The organism is Nonomuraea salmonea (assembly GCF_042428605.1).
In the GTDB taxonomy this organism is placed as follows: Bacteria; Actinomycetota; Actinomycetes; order Streptosporangiales; family Streptosporangiaceae; genus Nonomuraea; species Nonomuraea salmonea.
Genome location: NZ_JBHMCF010000035.1, coordinates 1 through 21559 on the forward strand (window position 1 = coordinate 1; position 21559 = coordinate 21559).

20 protein-coding genes and 1 pseudogene are annotated in these 21559 nt (G+C 71.4%); 13 read left to right on the top strand and 8 right to left on the bottom strand.

All coding sequences use genetic code 11. The features are described 5' to 3' along the window. The 7 genes from ACFFR3_RS29480 to ACFFR3_RS29510 form a co-directional block, all read left to right on the top strand. A partial coding sequence (locus ACFFR3_RS29480; protein WP_379484199.1) for a glycine betaine ABC transporter substrate-binding protein occupies nt 1-253 on the top strand: 253 nt, incomplete at its 5' end. Between the two features lie 31 nt (nt 254-284). Beyond that, nucleotides 285-1076, top strand: a complete 792-nt coding sequence (locus ACFFR3_RS29485) for a potassium channel family protein (RefSeq protein ID WP_379484200.1) — start codon at nt 285-287, stop codon at nt 1074-1076. A 115-nt stretch (nt 1077-1191) separates the two neighbouring features. Next, complete coding sequence (locus tag ACFFR3_RS29490) at nt 1192-2232, top strand: PP2C family protein-serine/threonine phosphatase (protein ID WP_364384404.1); 1041 nt, start codon at nt 1192-1194, stop codon at nt 2230-2232. A 380-nt stretch (nt 2233-2612) separates the two neighbouring features. After that, on the top strand, nt 2613-3269 hold the full coding sequence (locus ACFFR3_RS29495) for a TetR/AcrR family transcriptional regulator (RefSeq protein WP_345408135.1): 657 nt from the start codon (nt 2613-2615) through the stop codon (nt 3267-3269). Nucleotides 3270-3278: 9 nt separating this feature from the next. Continuing rightward, nucleotides 3279-4487, top strand: a complete 1209-nt coding sequence (locus tag ACFFR3_RS29500; protein ID WP_345408137.1) for a cytochrome P450 — start codon at nt 3279-3281, stop codon at nt 4485-4487. A gap of 8 nt (nt 4488-4495) precedes the next feature. Continuing rightward, on the top strand, nt 4496-5386 hold the full coding sequence (locus tag ACFFR3_RS29505) for an ABC transporter ATP-binding protein (protein WP_364384410.1): 891 nt from the start codon (nt 4496-4498) through the stop codon (nt 5384-5386). Beyond that, nucleotides 5383-6999 carry an ABC transporter permease gene (locus ACFFR3_RS29510; protein WP_379484201.1) on the top strand — a complete coding sequence of 539 codons (1617 nt, stop codon included), beginning with the start codon at nt 5383-5385 and terminating at the stop codon, nt 6997-6999. Before ACFFR3_RS29505 ends, ACFFR3_RS29510 begins: the two co-directional genes overlap by 4 nt. A gap of 62 nt (nt 7000-7061) precedes the next feature. On the opposite strand, the gene ACFFR3_RS29515 is transcribed toward ACFFR3_RS29510, so the two are convergent. From ACFFR3_RS29515 to ACFFR3_RS29525, 3 genes are read right to left on the bottom strand one after another with little or no spacing between them, the layout of a single operon-like run. Next, nucleotides 7062-8567 (bottom strand): multicopper oxidase family protein, encoded by a 1506-nt coding sequence (locus tag ACFFR3_RS29515; protein WP_364384416.1) that lies wholly within the window; start codon nt 8565-8567, stop codon nt 7062-7064. Next, complete coding sequence (locus ACFFR3_RS29520; RefSeq protein ID WP_379484202.1) at nt 8564-9196, bottom strand: hypothetical protein; 633 nt, start codon at nt 9194-9196, stop codon at nt 8564-8566. Before ACFFR3_RS29520 ends, ACFFR3_RS29515 begins: the two co-directional genes overlap by 4 nt. Nucleotides 9197-9240: 44 nt before the next feature. Then, nucleotides 9241-10671 carry an MFS transporter gene (locus tag ACFFR3_RS29525; RefSeq protein WP_345408146.1) on the bottom strand — a complete coding sequence of 477 codons (1431 nt, stop codon included), beginning with the start codon at nt 10669-10671 and terminating at the stop codon, nt 9241-9243. A 133-nt stretch (nt 10672-10804) separates the two neighbouring features. Here ACFFR3_RS29525 and ACFFR3_RS29530 point away from each other — a divergent pair, with 133 nt between their 5' ends. Together ACFFR3_RS29530 and ACFFR3_RS29535 are read left to right on the top strand one after the other, a co-directional pair. Beyond that, nucleotides 10805-13729: a helix-turn-helix transcriptional regulator gene (locus tag ACFFR3_RS29530; RefSeq protein WP_379484203.1), complete on the top strand. Its 2925-nt coding sequence runs from the start codon at nt 10805-10807 to the stop codon at nt 13727-13729. 229 nt (nt 13730-13958) lie between these two features. After that, nucleotides 13959-15464 carry an FAD-dependent oxidoreductase gene (locus ACFFR3_RS29535; RefSeq protein WP_345408150.1) on the top strand — a complete coding sequence of 502 codons (1506 nt, stop codon included), beginning with the start codon at nt 13959-13961 and terminating at the stop codon, nt 15462-15464. Between the two features lie 378 nt (nt 15465-15842). Here the strand turns inward: ACFFR3_RS29535 and ACFFR3_RS29540 are convergent, their stop codons facing one another. After that, complete coding sequence (locus ACFFR3_RS29540; RefSeq protein WP_345408152.1) at nt 15843-16325, bottom strand: GbsR/MarR family transcriptional regulator; 483 nt, start codon at nt 16323-16325, stop codon at nt 15843-15845. Nucleotides 16326-16447: 122 nt separating this feature from the next. Here ACFFR3_RS29540 and ACFFR3_RS29545 point away from each other — a divergent pair, with 122 nt between their 5' ends. Next, nucleotides 16448-16921 carry a DUF6653 family protein gene (locus tag ACFFR3_RS29545; protein WP_345408154.1) on the top strand — a complete coding sequence of 158 codons (474 nt, stop codon included), beginning with the start codon at nt 16448-16450 and terminating at the stop codon, nt 16919-16921. Nucleotides 16922-16999: 78 nt separating this feature from the next. Next, the gene (locus tag ACFFR3_RS29550) at nt 17000-17329 is read left to right on the top strand and encodes an MFS transporter (RefSeq protein ID WP_345408156.1); all 330 of its coding nucleotides are present in this window, start codon (nt 17000-17002) and stop codon (nt 17327-17329) included. A gap of 218 nt (nt 17330-17547) precedes the next feature. Here the strand turns inward: ACFFR3_RS29550 and ACFFR3_RS29555 are convergent, their stop codons facing one another. Then, nucleotides 17548-18585, bottom strand: a complete 1038-nt coding sequence (locus ACFFR3_RS29555) for an FAD-dependent monooxygenase (protein ID WP_379484204.1) — start codon at nt 18583-18585, stop codon at nt 17548-17550. 76 nt (nt 18586-18661) lie between these two features. Between ACFFR3_RS29555 and ACFFR3_RS29560 the strand changes: the two genes are divergently transcribed. Next, nucleotides 18662-19252, top strand: coding sequence for a TetR/AcrR family transcriptional regulator (locus tag ACFFR3_RS29560; RefSeq protein WP_364384439.1), 591 nt, complete (start codon nt 18662-18664; stop codon nt 19250-19252). Nucleotides 19253-19494: 242 nt separating this feature from the next. Here ACFFR3_RS29560 and ACFFR3_RS29565 read toward each other — a convergent pair. Then, nucleotides 19495-19692, bottom strand: a pseudogene (locus ACFFR3_RS29565) (DUF4158 domain-containing protein); the annotation flags it as partial. Nucleotides 19693-19783: 91 nt separating this feature from the next. Between ACFFR3_RS29565 and ACFFR3_RS29570 the strand changes: the two are divergent. After that, nucleotides 19784-20218: a hypothetical protein gene (locus ACFFR3_RS29570; RefSeq protein WP_345408162.1), complete on the top strand. Its 435-nt coding sequence runs from the start codon at nt 19784-19786 to the stop codon at nt 20216-20218. A gap of 300 nt (nt 20219-20518) precedes the next feature. On the opposite strand, the gene ACFFR3_RS29575 is transcribed toward ACFFR3_RS29570, so the two are convergent. After that, nucleotides 20519-20836, bottom strand: a complete 318-nt coding sequence (locus ACFFR3_RS29575) for a hypothetical protein (protein ID WP_345408164.1) — start codon at nt 20834-20836, stop codon at nt 20519-20521. Nucleotides 20837-21042: 206 nt separating this feature from the next. After that, the gene (locus tag ACFFR3_RS29580) at nt 21043-21342 is read right to left on the bottom strand and encodes a hypothetical protein (RefSeq protein WP_345408166.1); all 300 of its coding nucleotides are present in this window, start codon (nt 21340-21342) and stop codon (nt 21043-21045) included. Nucleotides 21343-21559 lie beyond the last annotated feature (217 nt).

A 21559-nucleotide genomic window follows, 5' to 3' on the forward strand; every position in this document is an offset into this window, starting at 1 on the left:
CGCGCTCGGCCTCACCGTGCTGGAGGACGACAAGAAGTTCTTCCCGGTCTACAACGCCGCAGTGACCGTGCGGCAGGAGACGTTCGCCAAGTACCCGGCGCTGGAGAAGGTGCTCCAGCCGGTCATCGACAAGCTCGACGACGACACCATGCAGCAGCTCAACGCGCAGGTGGACGTCGAGGGCAAGGAGCCGGACAAGGTCAGCGAGGAGTGGCTGAGCAAGGAGGGCTTCCTGAGCTCGCCCGCCGCCTGACAGCCCGCCTGCCCGCACCCTGAGGACGAGGATGGAACAGCCCCACACAGCACCAGCACCCCCGCCATCACGGCGCCTGCACGCCTGGGAACGCCGGACCGATCCGGTGCTGCTCGGCGTCGGCCTCCTGTTCCTGGCGAGCTGGGCACTTCCCATCGTGCTGCCCCAGCTGCCGGAGAACGCCGACCGATGGCTGGAACGCGCCCAGCAGACAGCCTGGGCGCTGTTCGCCGCCGACTACGCCATCAGGGTGTGGCTGTCCGACCGGCGCGGGCACTTCATCGCCACCCACATCCCCGCGTTGCTGGTCGTCCTGCTGCCGCTGCTCCGGCCGCTGGCCGTGCTGCGCTCGCTGCTGCTGCTCACCGCACTGATGCGCCGGGTCACGCTGCCGCTACGCATGCGGGTGACCGTGTACGTCAGCGGCTGGGCCTGCTTCCTGGCCCTGGTCGGCGCCATCGCGGTGCTGGACGCCGAACGCCGCTCCGCCGATCCGACGATCGTCACCCTGTCCGACGCCCTGTGGTGGTCGCTGACGACGATGACGACGGTGGGCTACGGAGATCTGTATCCGACGACGCTGGAGGGCCGGCTGATCGCGGCGACGTTGATGCTTTCAGGCATCGCGCTGCTCGGCGTCGTCACCGCCTCGATCGCCGCCTGGTTCATCGAACGCTTCCAGCAGACCTCGGCCGCGGAGACGCGCAACGAGGCCGACCTCCGGCTCGTCCTGGCCGAGCTGCGGGAGGTGCGCGACCGGCTGGACGAGATCACCCGACGGCAGGACGACGACGTGAGCGGCGCCACGGCCCCGGACCGGTGAGCCGGGGCGAGGCAGCCGAAGATCTGCGCCGCGGCCTCCCGCATTTTTTTGCACTATGCAAGGATGAGAGGCGGCGGCCTACCACGGGAGGGCAGATGGGGTTCGGGGGCGCCGCATGAGGTCACAGTGGACGCTGCGCTGGCTGCCGTTCATGGTGATGGCCCCGGTGGCGCTCATCGACCTCATGGCCGGGCCGGCGCTTGGCTTTCTTCCCCTGCTCACCCTGGGGCCGAGCTTCGGGTCCGTCTACGGCAGCGTGCGGCGCACCGCCCTGATCGGTGCGGTCGCCCTCGCCATCTGCATACCCCTGGCCTATTACAACGGCTCCCTGCTGAAGTGGCAGAACAACCTCACCATCGCCACCATCGTCAGCGCCACCGGAGCGAGCATGCTCGTCAGCCACCTGAGGCTGAAGCGCGAACGCGAACTCGCCAGCGTCCGCCTCGTCGCCGAGACCGCGCAACGCGTCCTGCTGCGGCCGGTCCCCCGCAAAGCGGCAGACCTGCAGGTGGCCCTGTCCTACACCTCCGCGGCGGCCGAGGCGAGGATCGGCGGCGACCTGTACGAGGTCGTCATCACGCCCCACGGGGTGCGACTGCTCGTCGGGGACGTCCAGGGCAAGGGGCTCGACGCGGTCGAGACCGCCGCCTGGGTGCTCGGCGCCTTCCGCGAGGCCGCCTACGACGAACCCGCGCTCGACGACGTGAGCGAGCGACTGGAGTCGAGCCTGTCCCGGCACCTGAGCGGCGAGAAGTTCGTGACCGCGATCATCGCCGAGGTGAGACCCGGCGAGATCGTCTTACTCAACCATGGCCATCCCGCTCCTCTCCTCCTCACCGCCGAGGGGAAGGCCTGCACCGTCGAGCCCCCGGCGGAAGCTCTCCCGTTGGGGCTCGGCCCGCTCGGCACCGACCGGCCCAAGGCGCACCGCGTGCCCTTCCTGGAGGGTGACCGGATCCTCCTGTTCACCGACGGCGTGGTGGAGGCCCGCGATGACAGCGGAACCTTCTACCCCCTGAACGACCGCCTTCACCTGTTGCGGTCGGACGAGCCGCAAGAGGCGCTCGACTCGCTCCGCGCCGACCTGGTGGCCCACACCGGTGGGCCGCTTCCCGATGACGCGGCGATGTTGTTGCTGCGCAGGCACGCCCGGTGACGCATGGCCTACGAGCCCTGCGCTGCCTCGGCGAACGCGGCAGCGCCCGCTCAAAGGCCGCCGGCGGATCCTCCAGCACATCACCATGAGCCCCAGCGGAATCGGTGACATCACCCGCGCGGCACTCGTGCTCACCCAGTTCGAGCACGACCACCTGACAGCAATTCGCTGAGATCACGTCGCTGCCGCCTCAGGCTTACGTGGTCCGACATCAACCCCTTCCACGCCGGGATTTCGGGGACAGCCCGGCGGATCGCCCGGCGGCGTCGTCATGAGCGCACCGCACTCGATGATCTCGGTGGACGAGTACTACACAACTGTGTAGTGTATAGCTCGCTTGAGTAGCTTCGTGTACGTCTGAGTAGGCAGGAGTTCGGGTGATGGCCAGGATCGAGGCGGATCTGGAAGATCTGACCGCTCGCGCGCGCATCAGAGATGCCGCGATGCGGCGCTTCGGTGAGTACGGGTTCGAGGGAGCGACGATCCGTGACATCGCCGAGACGGCCGGGGTCTCCTCAGGACTGGTGCGCCATCACTTCGGGTCCAAGCAGGCGCTGCGCGAGGCATGCGACGCCTATCTCGTCAAGGAGATCCGCCGGATGAACGACGAGGCACGCATCGATTCCACGCGCACCGCTGTGAACCCGGTCGGTACCGCTCTGGCCAAGCTGGGTCCGTACCAGCGGTATCTCGCGCGGGCCCTGGCCGAGGGATGGGCCGCGCCGTTGTTCGACGAGATGGCCAGGATGAGCGAGGAGTGGCTGGAGGAGGCCGACAAGGCCCGCCCGGATCCCCCTTTCGCCAGCCGCAAGGCCCGTGCGACGGTCGGCACCGCGATGGGGCTGGCCGTCCCGATCCTGCACCAGCACATCTCCCGCGGGCTCGGCGTCGACCTGGCAACCCCGCAAGGCGCGCATCTGCTCGCGGTGACTCTCCTCGACATCTACTCCCACCCCGTGCTCACCCCGGAGGCGGCCGCCTCGATGCGAGACGCCCTCGAAAGGCTCCGGGACAGCATGCCCTCATCGCCTTCCTAGGAGTGCCACATGACACAGGACAGCATCGAGTTGACCTGGTCAGCACGTGTCAGCCGGCCCAGCCCTTTCGACCCACCAGAGATCTTCACCAGGCTCAGGAACGAGCGCCCGCTCCGTCCCCTGATCTTCGCCGACGGACATCCGGGCTGGCTGGCCACCGGTTACGACGTGGTCCGCGCCATCCTCGCCGACAGCCGTTTCAGTATTCGGCGCGAGCTGGCCCATCCACCGGTCATGATGCCCAACTCAAACGCACAGGCGGTGTTCACCGCGCCCGCCCCGCCCGGCATGTTCGTCCGCATGGATCCTCCGGAGCACACCCGCTACCGCAAGCTCCTCGCAGGAGAGTTCACCGTGCGCCGGATGCGGGGGCTCGAAGAGAGAATCGCCGAGGCGGCTCACGGCTGCCTCGACGACATGGAGACGTCCGGGCCACCCGCCGACCTAGTCACCGCCCTGTGTGTTCCCGTGCCCACCCTGCTCATCTGCGAGCTGCTGGGCCTGCCCCGCCCCATCATTCCCACGTTCCGGCAGGCCGCGGCGACCGCGCTCGACGCGGACTCCACCCAGGAGCAGATCCAGCAGGCATACGCCACCATGCTGGGCCTCTTCCCGCCCCTTATCGCGAGCAAGCGCGGACATCCCACCAGCGACGTCTACAGCGGCGTGATCAACAGTGGCGCCCTGTCGGACGAGGAGCTGGCCTCCATCGGGTTGCTGCTGTTCGCCGCCGGATACGAGACGACCTCCAGCATGCTCGCGATGGGCACGTTCGCCCTGCTGGAGCACCCCCGGCAGCTCCAGGCGCTGCGCCGCGATCCCAGCCTGATCGACAACACGGTCGAAGAGCTGCTCCGCTACCTCACCGGGCCCGGTGGCATGCTCCGTACGGCGCTCGAGGACGTCGAGGTAGGCGGCGAACTGATCAAGAAGGGCCAGACCGTGGAACTGCTGGTCGGCGCCGCCAACCACGACCCGGCCCGCTTCCAGCGCCCGCACGAGTTCGACGTCACCAGACCGGCACGAGGCCATCTGGCCTTCGGGCACGGCATTCACCAGTGCCTCGGCCAGCAGCTCGCCCGTGTCGAGCTGCGCGTGGTCATACAAGCACTCTTCACCCGATTCCCCCGGCTGCGCCTCGCGGCGCCCGCACAGGAGATCCCCATGAAAGACGACTCCCCCTTCTTCGGCCCCAAGCGCCTCCCGGTCCAGTGGTGAGCCCTGTCATGGCCGCCATCACCACCCGCGACCTCGTCAAGAAATTCGGCCCCGCCCGTGCACTGGACGGGCTCGACCTGACCGTCGGCACAGGGGAGATCCACGGCTTCCTCGGCCCCAACGGGGCGGGCAAGTCCACCACCATCCGGATCCTGCTCGGCCTGATGCGCGCCGACTCCGGCCGCGCCGAGGTGCTGGGCGGCGACCCGTGGGCGGACGCCACCGAGCTGCACCGGCGGCTGGCGTACGTGCCGGGCGACGTCGAGCTGTGGCCGAACCTCACCGGCGGGGAGGCCATCGACCTGCTCGGCCGCCTGCGCGGCGGCCTCGACGAGACCCGCCGCGCAGAGCTGATCGAGCGCTTCCAACTCGACCCCACCAAGAAGAGCCGCACCTACTCCAAGGGCAACCGGCAGAAAGTGGCGCTCGTGGCCGCCTTCGCCGCCGACGTGGAGCTGCTCATCCTGGACGAGCCGACGTCGGGTCTCGACCCGCTCATGGAGGCCATCTTCCAGGAGATCGTCGCGGAGACCCGCGCGGCCGGGCGCACCGTCCTGTTGTCGAGCCACATCCTTTCCCAGGTGGAGAAGCTGGCCGACCGAGTCAGCATCATCAGACAGGGCAAGATCGTCCAGGCGGGCACGCTGGCCGAGCTACGTCACCTCACCCGCACCACGGTAGAAGCCGTGACCGCTGCCCCGGTCAGCGGCCTGGCCGCGCTCCCGGGCGTCCACAACGCCGAGACCGAGCACGGGCAGGTGCGGTTCAGCGTGGACGCCGAGCACCTGGACGGCGCCATCAAGCATCTGGGCGCCTTCGGCATCCGGGCGCTGACCAGCCATCCCCCCACATTGGAGGAGCTCATGCTGCGCCACTACGGCAACGGAGCGGCCGCATGACCGCCACCACCGTCGGCCGCGTCACGGCCGCCGCTCCCAGCGGCGCCTTCAAAGGCACCAGGGCGATGCTGCGGCTGGCCCTGCGCCGGGACCGCGTCAAGCTGCCCACGTGGACGCTGGGAATCGCCTTGTTCCTCCCATACTTCGCCAGCGTGGCGAACGCCACGAACCCGACGGCGGAAACCCTGCGTGCCAGTGCGAAGATGATGGACGTCCCCATGCTGCGGCTGTTCTCCGGGCCCATGTTCGGCATGGAGAACCCCACGGTCCTGAAATATCTCGTCAACGCCTACTTCCCGGAGTTTCTGCTGGGCGCCGCGCTGATGAGCATGCTGCTGATCGCCCGGCACACCCGCGCCGAGGAGCAGAGCGGCCGGGCCGAGCTGGTGCGCGCAGCGGTCGTCGGCCGGCAGGCCGCACTCACGGCCGCGCTCCTCCTCTCCGTCCTCACCAACGTGCTGCTGGCCCTGCTGCTGACCGCGGCGGGGGTGGGCGTCGGGATGACGCCAGGCGACGCGCTACTGTTCGGCGCGGCCACGGCCGCGATGGGGCTTGTCTTCGCCGCAGTCACCTCGGTGAGCGTGCAGCTCACCGAGCACTCCAGAGCCGCGGTCGGAATCGCCGGCGCCGTGCTGGCCGTCGTGTGGCTGCTTCGTGCCGTAGGCGCCGTCCAAGACATTCAGGGCGGCTGGCTGACGTGGCTCTCCCCCATGGGGTGGGCGCAGCTCACCCGAGTGGCGGATGACGGGCGCTGGTGGCCACTGGCTCTGGCGGTACTGCTCAGCACGGCTCTGGCAGCGGTCGCATACGCGCTGTCGGCACGACGGGACCTCGGCGCCGGGCTGGTGGCCTCGCGCCCCGGCCGCGCGCGGGCGGCCCGCGGGCTGCGTTCACCCCTCGCGCTGGCATTCCGGCTCCAGCGCGCTTCCATCCTGTGGTGGGGCGGGTCCCTGATCGCGGCCGGCCTGGTGTTCGGCGGGCTCGCCGGCTCCATGCGCGAGGGGGTGGCCGAGGAGATCCTCGGCGGCGGCGCGGACGTGGTGGGCGGCTACCTGAGCCTCATGGCAGTCGGGATGTCCTTCCTCGTCGGAATCTTCACAGCCCAGGCGACGACGCGGTTGCGGGCGGAGGAGAACCGCGGGCGGGTGACGCCACTGCTCGCCACCCCGACCAGCCGATGGGCCTGGCTGGGCTCTTCACTCCTGGCCACCGGGCTCGCCGCAGTCGCGCTGCTCATGGTGTCCGGTCTGTCGATGGCCGCCGGCACCGCCCTGGCGCTCGATGACGCCACCCGGGCGGGGGCGGCGGCCGCCGCCGTGCTCGCCCGCACCCCGGAGATCCTCTTCCTGCTGGGGGTCGCGGCCACGCTGTTCGGGCTCGCGCCCAGGGCCGTCCCCCTGACATGGGCCGTGCTCGCCCTCGGCGTCGTCGTACGCTTCTGGGGCGCGGACCTGCCCGGCTGGGCTCGGGGGCTGTCCCCGTTCGACCACATTCCCCGGCTGCCGGTCGAGGACTTCCGCCTCGCCCCGCTGGTGATGCTCACCGCGCTCGCGGCGGGCCTGCTTCTCCTCGGCCTGTACGGCTTCCGCAGCCGCGATCTGAAGGGCGCATAGGCCTGTACGATCCGGGCAACCGCTCCGCGCCGCCCCGGCCGATCGTTCCCGCAGCCCGGCCGTCAATGCTCGTGGTGGGTCGCCGGAGGCCGGTTCGCGGACCGGCCTGGCGCCGTGACGACGAACTGGCCCATGAGGCCCTGATCCTCGTGGTTGAGGATGTGGCAGTGGAACATGTAGGGCGTCGCCGGGTCCGGTTCTCCGCGGAACCGCAGAGCGATGCGTACGGGGACGCCGGGCGGCGTGTGGACGGTGTCCTTCCAGCCGCGCAGTTCCGGGGGCGGGAGCCGGCCGCCGACCGACACCACCTGGAACTGCGCGTCGTGGACGTGGAAGTTGTGCGGGGCGTCGTCGATGGCGGTGACCTCCCACACCTCGGTGCCGCCCTGGGGGACGGCGAAGTCGACGCGGTTCATGTCCATCGACCTGCCGTTGATGGTGAACCCGGAGAGCTCGAAGCGGCGGACCGGCGGCGTCGCGGGATCGGTCACGAGCCTGGGCGCCTCGGCCAGGCGGGCCGGGAGGGGCGATGACCGGGCGAGCCGCGGCGCGGCGCGCAGCTCCATGACGTCCAGGGTGTCGTCGCCGCCGGTCCAGCGCCGGTCCCAGAGGTTCAGGCCGGTCTCGGGCGGGAGGCTCCGCAGCACATCGCGTTCCCCGGGCCGCAGGGCCACCACGATCTCGGCCCGTTCTCCCGGGCTGAGCTGCACGTGTCCGGTCTCGTACGGCGCCGCCAGCAGCCCGCCGTCGGTGCCGACCAGGGCGAACGTCCGCCCGGAGCCGAACCCGAAGCGGTAGATCCGCGCGTTCGACCCGTTGAGCAGCCGCAGCCGGACCCGCTGGGTGGTGACCGGGAGGTACGGCGCCGGGGTGCCGTTCACGGTGACGAGGTCGCCCACGATGCCGACACCGCCCTGTTCCCGGTCCCGCTCGTCCAGCTCGTTGTGGTCGGTGAGGTTGAGGTCGCGGACGATGACGGGGATGTCGTCGATTCCGTACCGGTCGGGCAGGCCGTGCGGGTGCGGGTCGTCCAGGATGAACAGCCCCGCCAGCCCCCGGTAGACGTGGAGGGCGGTACGGCCGTGCGGGTGCGGGTGGTACCACAGCGTGGCGGCGGGCTGGTCGACGGTCCAGGTCGGCGACCAGGTGGCGCCCGGCCTTACCGGCTGGTGGGGTCCGCCGTCCATCCGGGCCGGTACGTGCATGCCGTGCCAGTGCAGAGTGGTGGACTCCGGGAGGTCGTTGCGGAAGCGGACCGTCACCGTCTCGCCGCGCGCCGCCCGCAGCGTGGGCGCCAGGTAGGGGCCGTTGATCCCCCAGGTGGGGGTCGGCCGGCCGGCTCGGAACCGGTGCTCGCCCCCGCTCGCCCGCAGGTCGAACACCCGGCCGCCGGCCCCGTCCCGCCGCGAGGGGGCCAGCGGCGGAATGGCGAGCCGGTTGACGAACCGGACCTTTCCGGCGGTGTTCAGATCCGCTCCGGCCCACCACAACCCGGCACCGCCGAGCGCTGCGGCGGAGGCGGCGGGTACGGCGATCAGCCCGGCCTTCAGAACAGTGCGGCGCTTCACGCGGCGACCACCGTGACGGTGTCGGCGCCGCCGGCCACGACCACCTCGTACCCCGGCGCGTCGCCGCGGTGGGTGGCCTGCGTGAGACCTCCGCCGACGGCGCCGTACCACTGGTCGTCCAGGCTGAGCCTGGTGACGGCCCGCGCGAACGCCACCCGGACCGGCACCCCGGCGGGGCGTTCGACGCGCAGGTCCTCGGCCCAGGCCAGCCGGATGACCCGGGTACCGGCGGGGCGGCCCAGCACGAGGCGTACGTGCGCGGCGCCCGAGTGGAACGTCACCGACCGCACGTCGAGGCCGGTGAGGTCGGCGTCCAAGTGCGCGGCACCGCCGTGGACGTCCAGCGCCCACGGCACGGCGGGGTTGAGGGCGAGGGCGGACGGGCGGGTGCGGCGCAGCAGTCGCGCCCCGGCCGGGTAGGCGATGTGCACGTTGGCGTCGGCAGCCCACACCAGCGGCAGCGGCGTGCCGAACCGCGCCTCCAGCAGGCCCGTGAGGCCGGGCCGCGGGCCCAGGGTGACCCGCTCCAGCCCATTGTCGAAGCTCAGCCGCGCGACCGAGGGGGCGTCCGGCAGGGGGACGGCGACGTGCTCGTCCCGGACACCTTCGGCGGAGGCGAATGCGGTCATGACGGTTCCTTTCGGTACGGTGCTTTCCTTACGAGGGATCGGATCTAGGGCGTGCGCGGCCTGGCGGGCAGCGCCCAGGTCAGGGACAGGCCGAGGCCGAAGGCCACGACGGCGTAGCCGAGCGACCACTGCGCGGCGGTGTCGATGTCCCAGCCGGCGGCCAGCGCCGTGGTGTACAGCGCGCCGACCGCGGCGATGCCGGTGGCGCCGGCCACCTGGATGACGGTGTTGACGACGCCGGAGGCGGCGCCGGCGTCCTGGTGGGGCACGGCCGACAGCACGATGTCGACCAGGATCGGCGCGACCAGCCCGAAACCGGCGCCGCCTGCCAGCAGGCCCGGCACCAGGTGCCAGCCGGTCAGCGCGTCTCCGGCCACGGCGATCCCGGCGATCAGCGCCACCATGGCGGCGGCCAGCGCCGCCGCGCCGCAGGCCACCAGCCGGCGCCCGGCCGTCGCGGCGAGCCGTACCGCGAGGCCCGAGGTCACGGCCAGGCCCAGCGGCCAGGCCAGGAACGTCAGCCCGACCTGCAGCGCGGACAGGCCGTGGCCCTGCTGGAGCTGCAGGGTGAGCACCAGGAACAGCGCGGTGACCGAGGAGAACACGGCGAACGCCACGGCCAGCCCGGCCACGAAGGAGCGCTGCCGGAACAGCGAGACCGGCACCAGCGGTTGCCCCCGCCGGCGCTCCCGCCGCGCCTGAAGGCGGGCGAACACCGCGAGCACGGCGACGGCGGCGGCCACCATCGGCCAGGTCCAGCCCGGCCAGCCCGACTCCGGTCCCTGGATCAGCGGGTAGAGCACCAGCAGCAGGCCCGCCGCCACCAGGACGACCCCAGGCAAATCCAGCCGGGGCGGCCGGGGCGAGCGGGATTCGCGCATCAGCACGGCGGCGCCGAGCAGCGCGGCCAGGCCGATGGGCACGTTCACCCAGAACACCGAGCGCCAGGCCGGCCCGAACACGTCGTTGCCGACCAGCAGACCGCCGGCGATGGGCGCGGCGGCGGCCGCCAGCCCGTTCACGGCGCCGTACAGGCCGAGGGCTTTCGGGCGTTCCGCGCTCGGGAACATCACCTGGATCGTGGCCAGCACCTGCGGCACCATCATGGCCGCCGCGGCCCCCTGAACCGCCCGTGCGGCGATCAGCATCCCGATGGTCTGCGCCAGACCGCAGGCGGCGGAGGCGGCGGTGAAGCCGGCGACGCCCGCCAGGAACACGCGCTTGCGGCCGAAGATGTCGCCGAGCCGCCCACCGGTGATCAGCAGCAGGCCGAGCCCGAGGGCGTACGCGGCCATGATCCACTGCACGGCGGCGGTGGGGGCCCCCAGGTCGGCCTGGATGGCCGGGGCCGCGACGACGACGATGGTGATGTCCACCAGGTCCATGAACACGGCCAGTAACGTGACAGCCAGCGCGGCCCAGCGGCGCGGGTGCCCGGACCCGGCCGTCGCGGGCACGGTGGTCTGCTCGGTCATCAGAGGCTCCTCATCGGCGGGAAACGATCGACGCCGAACGAGCCTCGCGCTGAGCAGATACGTTCCGCTTCGGGGGAATGTCCTGTCCGATGCCTTAGATTCGGCTTCGAGGGGCCTTAGTAGACTCCGGCCGATGACAGCGTTCGTAGGGCGCCACGCGGCGCTGGAATCCGTTGGGAAGGCCGCGCGGGACGCGCGGGCCGGCGAGCCGCGGGCGGTGGTGGTGAGCGGCCTGCCGGGAATGGGCAAGACGCGGCTGCTGGAGCGGCTGGAGGCCGACCTCGGCCGGTCCGGGTTCCGGGTGTTGCGGGGCGCCTGCGTCGAGCTGGGGGTCGAGGGACTGCCGCTGGCGCCGATCACCGCCGTGCTCAGGCAGCTGGTGGACGACCCCGGCCCGCGCGAATTGCAGGCACTGCTGCCGGGCGTGGACGGGCTGCTGCGGTTGCTGCCCGAGCTGAACCCCGGCGAGCGCCCGCCCGAGTCGCAGGCCCGGCTGTTCGACCTGTTCGCCGCGCTGCTGCGGCGGCTCGGCGGCGCCCGGCCCACGGCGCTGCTGATCGACGACCTGCAATGGGCCGACCGGTCCACCCGCGACCTGCTGGAGGTGCTGGTCCGGCCCGCGCGCCCCGCTTCGACGCTGCTCGTGGTCACCAGCAGAACGGATCTGGACCGGCGCCACCCGGTGCGCCCGTTCCTGGCGCGATGGGCGAGGCTGGACCAGGTGCGCCACGCGCGCCTTGAGCCGCTGTCGCGGGCCGAGATCGCCGAGCTGGTCGCGGCGGCGAACCCGGCCTTCGCCGACCAGGTGCTCGCCGACCAGGTGTACCGGCGCTCGGGCGGCAACCCGCTGTACGCCGTCGAGCTGGCGGAGGCCGGCGCGCGGACCGTCACGTGGACCGGCGCTGAGGCCGGCGCTGGGGCAGGCGCTGGCGCAGGCGCGGAGACCCTGCCGGAGTCGTTGCGCGATCTGCTCCTCGCCCGGGTGCGCGGGCTCCCGCCTCAGGTGCGGCAACTGGTGGAGGTCGCTGCGGCGGGCGGCCGCAGCGTGCCGCACGGCCTGCTCGCCGCCGCCTCAGGGCTGGACGCGGGCGCGCTGCTGGAAGCGTTGCGGGCGGCCACGGAGGCCCGGGTGCTGACCGCCGACGGGGATGGCTACGCCTTCCAGCACGGGCTGGTCCTGGAGGCGGTCGTGGACGAGCTGCTTCCCGCCGAGCGGGTCGGCCTGCACCGCGCGTACGCCGAGGCGCTGCGCGCCGACCCCGGGCTCGTCCCGCCGGACCGGCACGCCGCCGAGCTCGCGTTCCATTGGAACGGCGCGGGCGCGCCCGCGGAGGCGCTGGCGGCCTCGCTGCGCGCGGCGGAGGTCGCCGAGCGGCTCTCCGCCCACGCCGAGCAGGCGCAGTTGCTGGAACGCGCCCTGGAGCTGTGGCACCGGGTGCCCGAGGCGGAGCGCCCGGCCGCCGGCCGGCTCGCCCTGTTCGAGACGGCCGCCACGGCCGCCGTATGGGCCGGCGAGCCGCTCCAGGCTCTCGACCTGATCGACCGGGCGCTCGCGGAGGCCGACCGGGTACGCGAGCCCGCGCGCGTGGCGCTGCTGCTGGCCCAGCGCGGCATGGTCATGCACGACCTGAACCGCGACGGCGCGGTGACCTCCGTGGACGAGGCGCACGCGCTGCTGCCGCAGCTATCCGGCCTCGACCGGGCACGGGTCCGCAACCTGACCGCGGTCGTGCTCACCCTGCGCGGAGCCGCCGGGCAGGGCCAGGACGCCGCCGCCGAGGCCGCGCGGCTCGCCGCCGCCCACGGCGACGCCGCGCTGGAGGGCAACGCCCGTACCACCCTGGGCTGGGCGCTCAACGTCGCCGGCGACCACGACGAGGCGCTGCGTGTCCTGGCGCAGGGCCGCGAGCTGGCCCGGGGCCAGGACGATCTCGTGGGCGTCGCCCGCGCCTGCCTCAACATCGCGGAGAGCCGCAACGCGGTCGGCCGTCACACGGCGGCGTGCGAGGCCGCCCGTGAGGGGATGGCCGCCGCCCGCCAGGCAGGGCTCGAACGCACGCTGGGCGCCCTGCTGGCGAGCAGCCTGGCCACAGCGCTGGCCGCCACCGGCCGGTGGGACGAGGCGGAGGCGGTGGCACGATCGGCGCTGGAACGCGACCCGCAGGGGGCGCCCGGCGTCGGGCTGCACCTGCTCCTGGCGAGTACGGCCCTGTCCCGCGGCCAGTGGAGCACCGCCCGCGCCGAGTCCGCCGCGGCCGGCGCGCTGCTGGGCGGGCCACCCGAGGCACCCTATGCCCAGGCCGTGGCGGTGGCGGCCACGCTGGCCGTGCGCGACGACCGTCCGGACCACGCCTGCGAGCTGCTCGCCGGCGCCCTGGCCGCGGCCGGTACGCCCGCGGCCTGGCCCCTGCTGCTCACCGCCGCGAACATCGCCGCCCTGCTGCGCCCGGTGGCCACGCCGTCCTGGCAGTCGCGCCTGACCGGCGAGCTCCGCGCGGCGCGGACCCGCCTCCCCGCGGACACCCCCCTGCACGCTCAGTACGCGGCCCACGTGACCGCCGAACTCGTCCAGGCTCCGCCCTCGAAAGCCGCGGCCGTGGAGCAGTGGGCCGAGGTGGCGGCGGGATGGGAGCGCCTGGGGCGGCCCTTCGAGACCGCCTGCGCCGGGCTGCGCGCGGGTGAGCGGCTGCTGGCCGCCGGAGACCGGGAGGGCGCGGCGGCCCGGCTGCGGGCGACCGCCGAGGTGGCCGAGCGGTTGGGGGCCGCGCCGCTGCTGGAAGAGGTACGGGTGCTGGCGCGCAACGCCCACTTGCCCCTCGGGCCGGACGATGCCGCCACCGACGGCGCCCTCGAACGGCTGGGACTGACCGACCGGGAGACGGAGGTGCTGCGGCTGGTCGCGGCCGGGCGTACCAACCGGCAGATCGGTGAGCAGCTCTTCATCAGCGCGAAGACGGTGAGCGTGCACGTGTCCAGCATCCTGATCAAGCTCGGCGTCGCCGGCCGGGGCGAGGCCGCCGCGACCGCGCATCGGCTCCGCCTGTTCGACGGGGCCTGAGTGCCCGCCTGCCGATACTAAGGACTCGGATAAGGCATGTGCCGGATGTGGCCGGCCGGCGGCCCGGGACAGGCTACCGGCATACGAATCGCCACCGCGTTCCGCACCACCCCGCCCGGCTCGCCCCTACGGATGACCGGGCGCGGCGAGCGGCTGCGCGACGGATACGGCCCCGGTCCGTGACGGACCCACCGGCCCGTCACGGACGGCACGAAAGGAACTGATCATCATGAGCGAGCGGAACGTCCCCGTCCTGATCGTCGGCGGCGGCATCACCGGCCTCACCACCGCGCTGTTCCTGTCCTGGCACGGCGTCCGCTGCACGCTGGTCGAGCGTCACCCGGACCTGCTGACCCATCCCCGCGCCCGCGGCCTGACCCCGCGCACGATGGAGCTCTACCGGCAGGCCGGGCTGGAGCAGGCGATCAGGGACGCGGCCTACGTCGGCGGCGGATTCACCTGGACCCCGGTCGTGGCCGACACCCTCGCCGGCGAGCACGCCTCCCCCGAGGAGCCGGACGAGGACGACGGGTCCGGGTCGAGCCCGTGCGGCTTCGGCCCGATCGACCAGGACCGGCTGGAGGTCATCGTCCGGGACCAGGCCCGCAAGCTGGGCGCCGACCTGCGCTTCGGCACCGAGCTGGTCGCGTTCGAGCAGGACGGCGAGGGTGTGACGGCCACCCTCCTGGACCGGACGAGCGGGGTGCGCGAGAGCGTGCGGGCCGGATACCTGGTGGCCGCCGACGGCTTTCACAGCCCCGTACGCCATCGGCTGGGCATCGAGGTGGACGGGCCCGGCCCGATGTTCACCACGCTGACCGCGATCGTCGAGGCCGACCTTAACCCGGCTCTGCGCGGCCGCACCCTCAGCATCGCCTACCTGCAGCGGCCCCGCCCGTACACGATGCTCATGGCCCACGACACCGAGGGCAGGCGCTGGGTCTTCGGCACCGGCCTGGACGGCGCGGCCGAGGACTACGACGACGAGCGGGTGGCCGCCATGGTCCGCGAGGCCGCCGGGCTGCCGGACGCCGAGGTGCGACTGCACCCCCAGATTCCCGGCACCGACCTGACGGTGCTCGCCTTCCCCATCGGCGCCCACCTGGCCAGGAGCTACCGGCGCGGCCGGGTCTTCCTGGCCGGGGACGCGGCGCACGTGTGGCCGCCCACGGGCGGGCTCGGCGCGAACGCCGGCATCCAGGACGCCCACAACCTCGCATGGAAGCTCGCCTGGGTGATCACCGGCCGGGCCGGGGCGGGGCTGCTGGACACGTACCAGGCCGAGCGGCGGCCGGTCGGGGAACTGACCATGGGGCAGGCGCTGGCCAGGTTCGGCGCCCGCATGGGGCCGGGCCGCGGGCCCCAGGTCATCGACTACGGAGCGGTCTCCATGGGATATCGCTACCCCGTGGACGGGGAGCGGCCCGGCGAGCCCGTGCAACCGCGACTGCTCGACGGCACGCCCGGCACCCGCGCGCCGCACGTTCCGCTCGCCGGCGGCCGTTCCACCCTCGACCTGTACGGCTCCGCCTTCGTCCTGCTCACCCCCTCCCCCGCGTGGCGGAGCCCGGACGCCGACGTGCAGGTGGTGGAGGAGGAGGTGGCCCGCGCCCACGGCATCGGCCCTGAGGGTGCTGCGCTGGTCAGGCCGGACGGCTTCGTGGCCTGGCGCAGCGATGCCCACGATGAGGAAGAGCTGGCCCGTGCGCTCGGCGAGGTCCTCCACCGACTCTGATCCGCCGTGCGGAGATCTACTCGGCTGCTCTCGCCCCAGCCCCGCAGCGCGGCCTCCCCCGAACCCCGGCGCGCGAAGACCTGGGCCGATACGCCGTATCCGATTGATCCTCCCTGTTCGGAGCGGCGCAAGCGAGCCGTGACGTCTACCTCTTCACGCTTGAAGGGGGCCGCCAGGAGCCAGGTCCACACCACCGGCCCATCCTGGCCGGCCCTGCCCTCCTTCTCGACGAGAACGGTTCGGCCAAGGGACGGACGGCAGCGTTCGGCAGCGGCCCGCATGAGCAGGCAGGGGTGCATCCGACACTCGAAACAGCAGGTGCGCGTTCACCAGCCTGTCATGAGCCCCAACCGGGCGTCGTCAGGCCGTTGACAGCCGCTACCGGGAAGCGTGGGCATGCTGGGCGGCATAGCGTTCGCGCCAGCTGTCGATGAGCGGGATCAGCTGCTCGGTCATGTAGGCATAGAAGTCCTTCATCTCGTGAAGGCGCCGGCCGGCGATGCCGTCGTCGCCCGCCGCGTCCAGGCCTTCCTGGGCGGCATCCCTCATGGTGGCCAGCATCGCGTTCTGCTGTGACATCAAGCTGGCCCAAGCCCCCTGGCGGAAACGATAGTGGTCGCGGCGGCTGCCGGGGGCCGGCACCCGTTCGATCAGGCCGAGCGGGATCAGCTGCTTGACCGCGGTGGACACCGCACCCGAGCTGATGGACAACTGCTCGCACAAGTCGGCGGCGGTCATCGACTCTTGCCGGGTGTAGAGCAGGGCGGTCATCACCCGCGCGGTGGTCTTCTGCATGCCGCCCTGCGCCAGGGTCAGCGCCAGCTTCTCGGCGGCCTCGCGCAGCCGCTGATCGGTGTCCATGCCTGAATTCTATCAATCACTCCAAGTTCTCAGAGAATTTACAGATATCTGAAAGTTCTATACTCTCTGAGGCGCGGAGATCGCGCCATGGCGACCTCCCTGACGCCCTAGGAGAGCCAGCAGTGAAGCCCAAGAACGTGGTCGCAGGCGCGCACGGCATGACCGCCCAGGCATGGAAGAAACACGCCAATCCATGGAGCGTCTGGACCCGGTTCGCCGCTATTCCCGCCTTCGAACTGGCCGTTTGGAGCCGTGAGTGGATCGGCTGGTGGTCACTGGCCGGTGTTGCCCTCGTCGTCATCTGGCTCTGGCTGAACGTCCATCTGTTTGCGGCGGTCGAGCCGACCAACTGGGCGGCGCGCGGCATCTACGGTGAGCAACTCCACGTCGACGGCAAGGCTCCGGCGGCACATCGCGTGGTGCTACGGCTGCTCATCGTGGCCGGCCTGATCGGCTTCGCCTTCATCGCCTGGGGACTGATCGCCCTGGAGATCTGGCCGGTCGTGCTGGGCACCGTACTGCTCGTGCTCGCCCAGCTGTGGCGGATCGACCGTTACGGCCTGCTCTACGAACAGCACCAGAGCGAAAGCCGGTGACCCGGTACGGCCGGCGCACCACAGCACCGGCTGTACCGGCACCAACCCTCGGCCCGCCCCCTACGTGTGGAGAGCCTCATGCACGTCCCGGGCACCGCGCACCCGCGCCGCTGGTGGATCCTCGTAGCGCTCTGCTTGAGCCTGCTCGTCCTGGTCATCGACAACACCATCCTCAACCTGGCCGTCCCCGCGCTGATGAGCGCGCTCCACGCCACCCCCGCCGACATCCAATGGATCATCAGCGCCTACACCCTCGCCTACGCCGGCCTGCTGCTGACCGCAGGCGACCTATCCGACCGCTATGGCCGCCAGCGCCTGCTGATCTCCGGGCTTTCGCTGTACCCGACTCCGGAAAGTCGCGCACGGCCTCGGCTTGACTGCTCATCCGCCCCGGACGCGAGAAGTTGAGGGAGCAGTCTCTGCATGACTTACGTGTCGGATGTCACACGGCGGCCTGCGGCGACCCGTGCATGGAACGCCACCATCTTCTACGGCGCACATATGACCGGGCAGGAAGCCGCCGCACCACCATCGTCCTGGCCCGCCGCGGCCACGGCGGTCGTCCTGCTCACGGCGAACGTCTCCGTACTGCTCACCACCCTCGCCCGGCCATCGGTGAAGGCGAGTCAGGCGGGCAGCAGGCGCATGAGGATGTTGCGGGGGCCTTCCCGGTGGTGGCCGGCCAACCTCGTCATCTGGCGGGACATGGCCACGACCCGTTGAGCAGGCCGTCTGCGCCGGGCGTCGTACGCACGCAACGCCGATCCCACGTCGCCGGCGCTCTCCAGGCACATGGTGAGGGCGGCCGCGTCCAGCAGCGCCTGGCACGCGCCTTGCCCGAGGGAGGGGGTCATGGCGTGCGCGGCATCACCCACCAGCGCCACGTTGCCGGCGATCAGGGACTTCAGGCGCGGGGACAGGTCGTAGATCTCATGCCGCAGCACGGCCTCCTCATCGGCCTCGGCGAGCAGGCGCGTGATCGGGTCGTGCCAGCCGGCGAAGCGGGCGCGCAGCTCGTCGAGGGTCTCCCGATGGCCTTCCGGTGTCGCCACCGCGGCGTACCAATTGGTCGCCCCCGGTTCCTGGGGCGTGATGCCGAACACCTGTCCGGCCCCCCAGGTCTCGCCGTACGACGGCGGGTTGAACCGCGCGACGCCCCGCCATGCCACGATCCCGGCGTAACGTGGCCGCACCGTGGCACCGAAACAGGCCTCACGCACGGTGCTGCGCAGCCCGTCCGCTCCCACCACCAGGTCATGCCGCCCACGCAGAGCTTCCGGATCGGTGATCTTCGCACCGGTCTTGATCGCCGTGTCCCCCAAGGCGTCGACCAGCATGTTCATCAGGGAGGTCCTGGACAGCATGAGCACGGGAGCGCCGCCCTTGCGCTCGATGCGTTCCAACGGGAGGTCCGCGATCCGCTCGCCCTGCGGCGTACGGATGACGGCCTGGCGATAGGGGACGGTACGGCGGAGCAGCTCCTCGCGCAGGCCGAGCTGGGCGAGGGCGGCCTGAGCGTCGGGACGTATGCCGAGCGCCGTGCCTTCAGGATTGATCTCCGGCCAGCGTTCGAGCACGGTCACCTCCCAGCCGATCCTGCGCAGTCCTATGGCGGTCGCCAGTCCGCCGATTCCGGCTCCGACGATCGCGGCGGTTCCGTTCATCGCTCTTCCCTTCATCGAGTACCACATCTGTGGTACCACTAATGTGGTGAACGGACAAGCTGCGATGATGAGGGCCATGGCGGAGAACCGGGATCGGCGTGACTTGCTGCGTGACGCCGCGATTGAGGTGCTGGCCCGTCAGGGCGGCAGAGGGCTGACCCATCGAGCAGTCGACCACGAGGCCGGGCTGCCCGAGGGCACGGCCAAGAACTACTTCGCCAACCGCGACGCCCTCCTGCAGGGGGCGGCCGAGCGCTGCGTCGAGCGCTACTGGGCCGATCTTCAGGTGATGAAAGCCGCCAGCATCCAAGGGCGCAGGCACCTGGTCGCGCTGCTACGCGAACTGCTCGACCGTGCCCTCACGGCCAACAGGTCCAGAGTCCTGGCCTACATCGAGCTGCATGCCGAGGCCGCGCGTCGGCCGCGCCTGCAGGAGACGATGGCTGAGCTCACCCGCGCCGACCTGGCACTGCACCTGGAAGCGCACAAAGCGGCCGACCTGCCCGCGACCCGGCGAAGCGCCGCCATGGTCACAATGTGCGTGAACAGCGCGCTGACGTACCTGCTCACCCAACCGCCCGAAACGCTCACGGCGTACGGCCTCGACGACCTCGACGCGTTCCTGACCGACCTCATCGACACCGTGTATCCCCCAGCAGGCCGATGACACCGTTCGACGACACGAAGACCCGAACGACTCCACTGGAAACCGTCCCGACCAAGGTGCCGTGCCAGAGGTCAGCGCGGGCCCTGTCAGCCGTCCTCATGCGGAAGGGACACTCATCCTCATTTCACGGCACCACGCCTATGACGGGGCCGAACTCGTACATCATTCCCGTGGACGCAGCCGATCTGTGTGCGGGACATCCTCGATCCCGAGTTGCTCGCCGAGGCACACCAGCACCTCGTCGGCACGTCCAGCGGGTCGGTCAGAAAGCGCCCGACGTAGCGGGCTGTCGTCAGCTGGAGGGCGAAGCCGAGGCGGGCGTGTGTCCCACGCCGTTCGGCGATCAGCGCCCGATCCGCGTCGTCCAGGTAGAAGAACCGCTCCAGCTCCGCCCGCGACGGAGCACCAGAGAAGCCGCCGGCCGCCTCACCATCACTCAAGACGGGACTTTTCGTTCGGATGCTCGTCACGCCCCGTCGACGACCGCTTCGGCGCCCGCGCCATGATCGCCGCCCCGGCCGCGACGAGGACATGAACGGCCCGGCGGCGCAGCCTCACGCCGCCCTCACCGGCACCGACTTCACCGGCATGACGCCCAAGGTGCTCGTCGTCGTCGGCGAGAAGGACTGGAACGCCTCCTTCTCCGACCGGCAGGACTGGCGCGGCGATGCCTACACGGCGGCGCCGGGGCCGAAGACCCTCCCGGAGATCTTCGACGCCGAGCGCCGTACGCGCGCTCATCTGGGCCTACCTGCGCAGCGAGCTCTACCCCGAGGACCCGGCGTGGACGCGGGCCACCGCGGCGCTCGCCGCCGCCATCCCGCCCATCGGACGCGTCGAGTCGAAGTAGGCCCCGCGCCATCGGCCAGGCGGGGCGTCAGGTACGCCTTCGCCGGGGGCGGCCCGTGGAGGAGCCCTCGGCGTACGGGGACGAGCGCCCGCAGGAGGTCCGTCAGCGCGGGCTGAATGCGGGTGACGGCCTGCAGAGAGGATCACGGCGAGAAGCGTGGTGATCACGCCGCCACGGGCCACACCTCGGCGGCGATGGCGTCCGGGACGCCTGCCCCATCGAAGCAGCGCAGACCAAGAAGCGCCTGTGGGCCGAAACAGGCCCGCCGTCCCCCGTGGACCGGGACAGGTACATCCATGGATTTGAGCGCGCCCGGACCCGCCCGACCGGGTGTGCGGCCTATTTCCGGCGCATTCCAGTGCTGCGCTCATGGACGCGATTAACGCTATTTATCGCGTCCATGAGCCGGTGGCGGATCAAAGCGTTTGATATCCGACCGAGATCGGCCACGAAGTGCTGCTGCATTTAGCGTTTGATTTGACGGAATCGGCGACCCATGGGCCGTACAGCGTGGTGTAGCCACCGCTGCTGTTCTGGCAGAAGAGCACGACCCGCGTCTGCGTCACTCCAGTGCCGCTGCACAGCGCCCAGCCGGTGCCGCCGGGAGTGCCGATCTGCGCGTCTGTGCTGCAGATCGCCGCCTGAGCGGGAGAAGCCGGCGAAAGGAGAGTCGTCGCGGCGGCGATCCCGGCCGCGGCGGCCGCCGAAACGGCGAATTTCTTGATGCGACCCATCAACTACCTCCTGCGGAGTCGATCATCACCGCTTGATGATAGCCACAGCATTGACGGATGGCCATAGTGAATGGCATCGGGTTTTTGCGGGCATTTGACGGGCCGGCCGCAGGGGGGTTGGTTCATGGTCCGGAAAAGAAATGGTCCGTCAGTGAGGCTTTTTTGATCCCCGGCGGGCCTCCCGTCGGGAGGCCCGCCGCGCCGGCTCACCTCCGGATGTAGAGGCGGTGGAGCGGCCCCACCAGGATCTTGTTGCACTTGTAGTCCTTCGCGTAGCCGATGGCCTTGTAGTAGCGCCCCGCGACCTGGCACGCCTGCTTGACGGCGAACACTCCCATGAAGTGCCACTTCGCCGCTGCGGTCGAAGCAGCGGTGAGGGAGGCGGAGACGCTGCTCGTGACGGCAGGGCTTGGCCGAGCGGAGGCCGCCGAGATGCCCGCCGCGCCCGGCGCCAGCGAGACCGCCGCGGCTGCGGCGAGTGCGGCCATGGTCATACGAACCCGCATGACGATCGCTTCCTCTCCTGAGATGGATGAACACCTTGTCTGACCTTGCGGAATCGACGGTAAGGCGGGGCATGTGGAGGACTCGTTGAGGATGTGTTGACTCAGGTACGGCGGCCCCAGCCGCGCTCGCGCCCTCGGCGGCAGGAGGTGCGAGACGCTCACCTGCGCGAGGCCGCGACGGCGCTCCGGTCGAGGAGGCGTCGCTCACCCTGCGCAG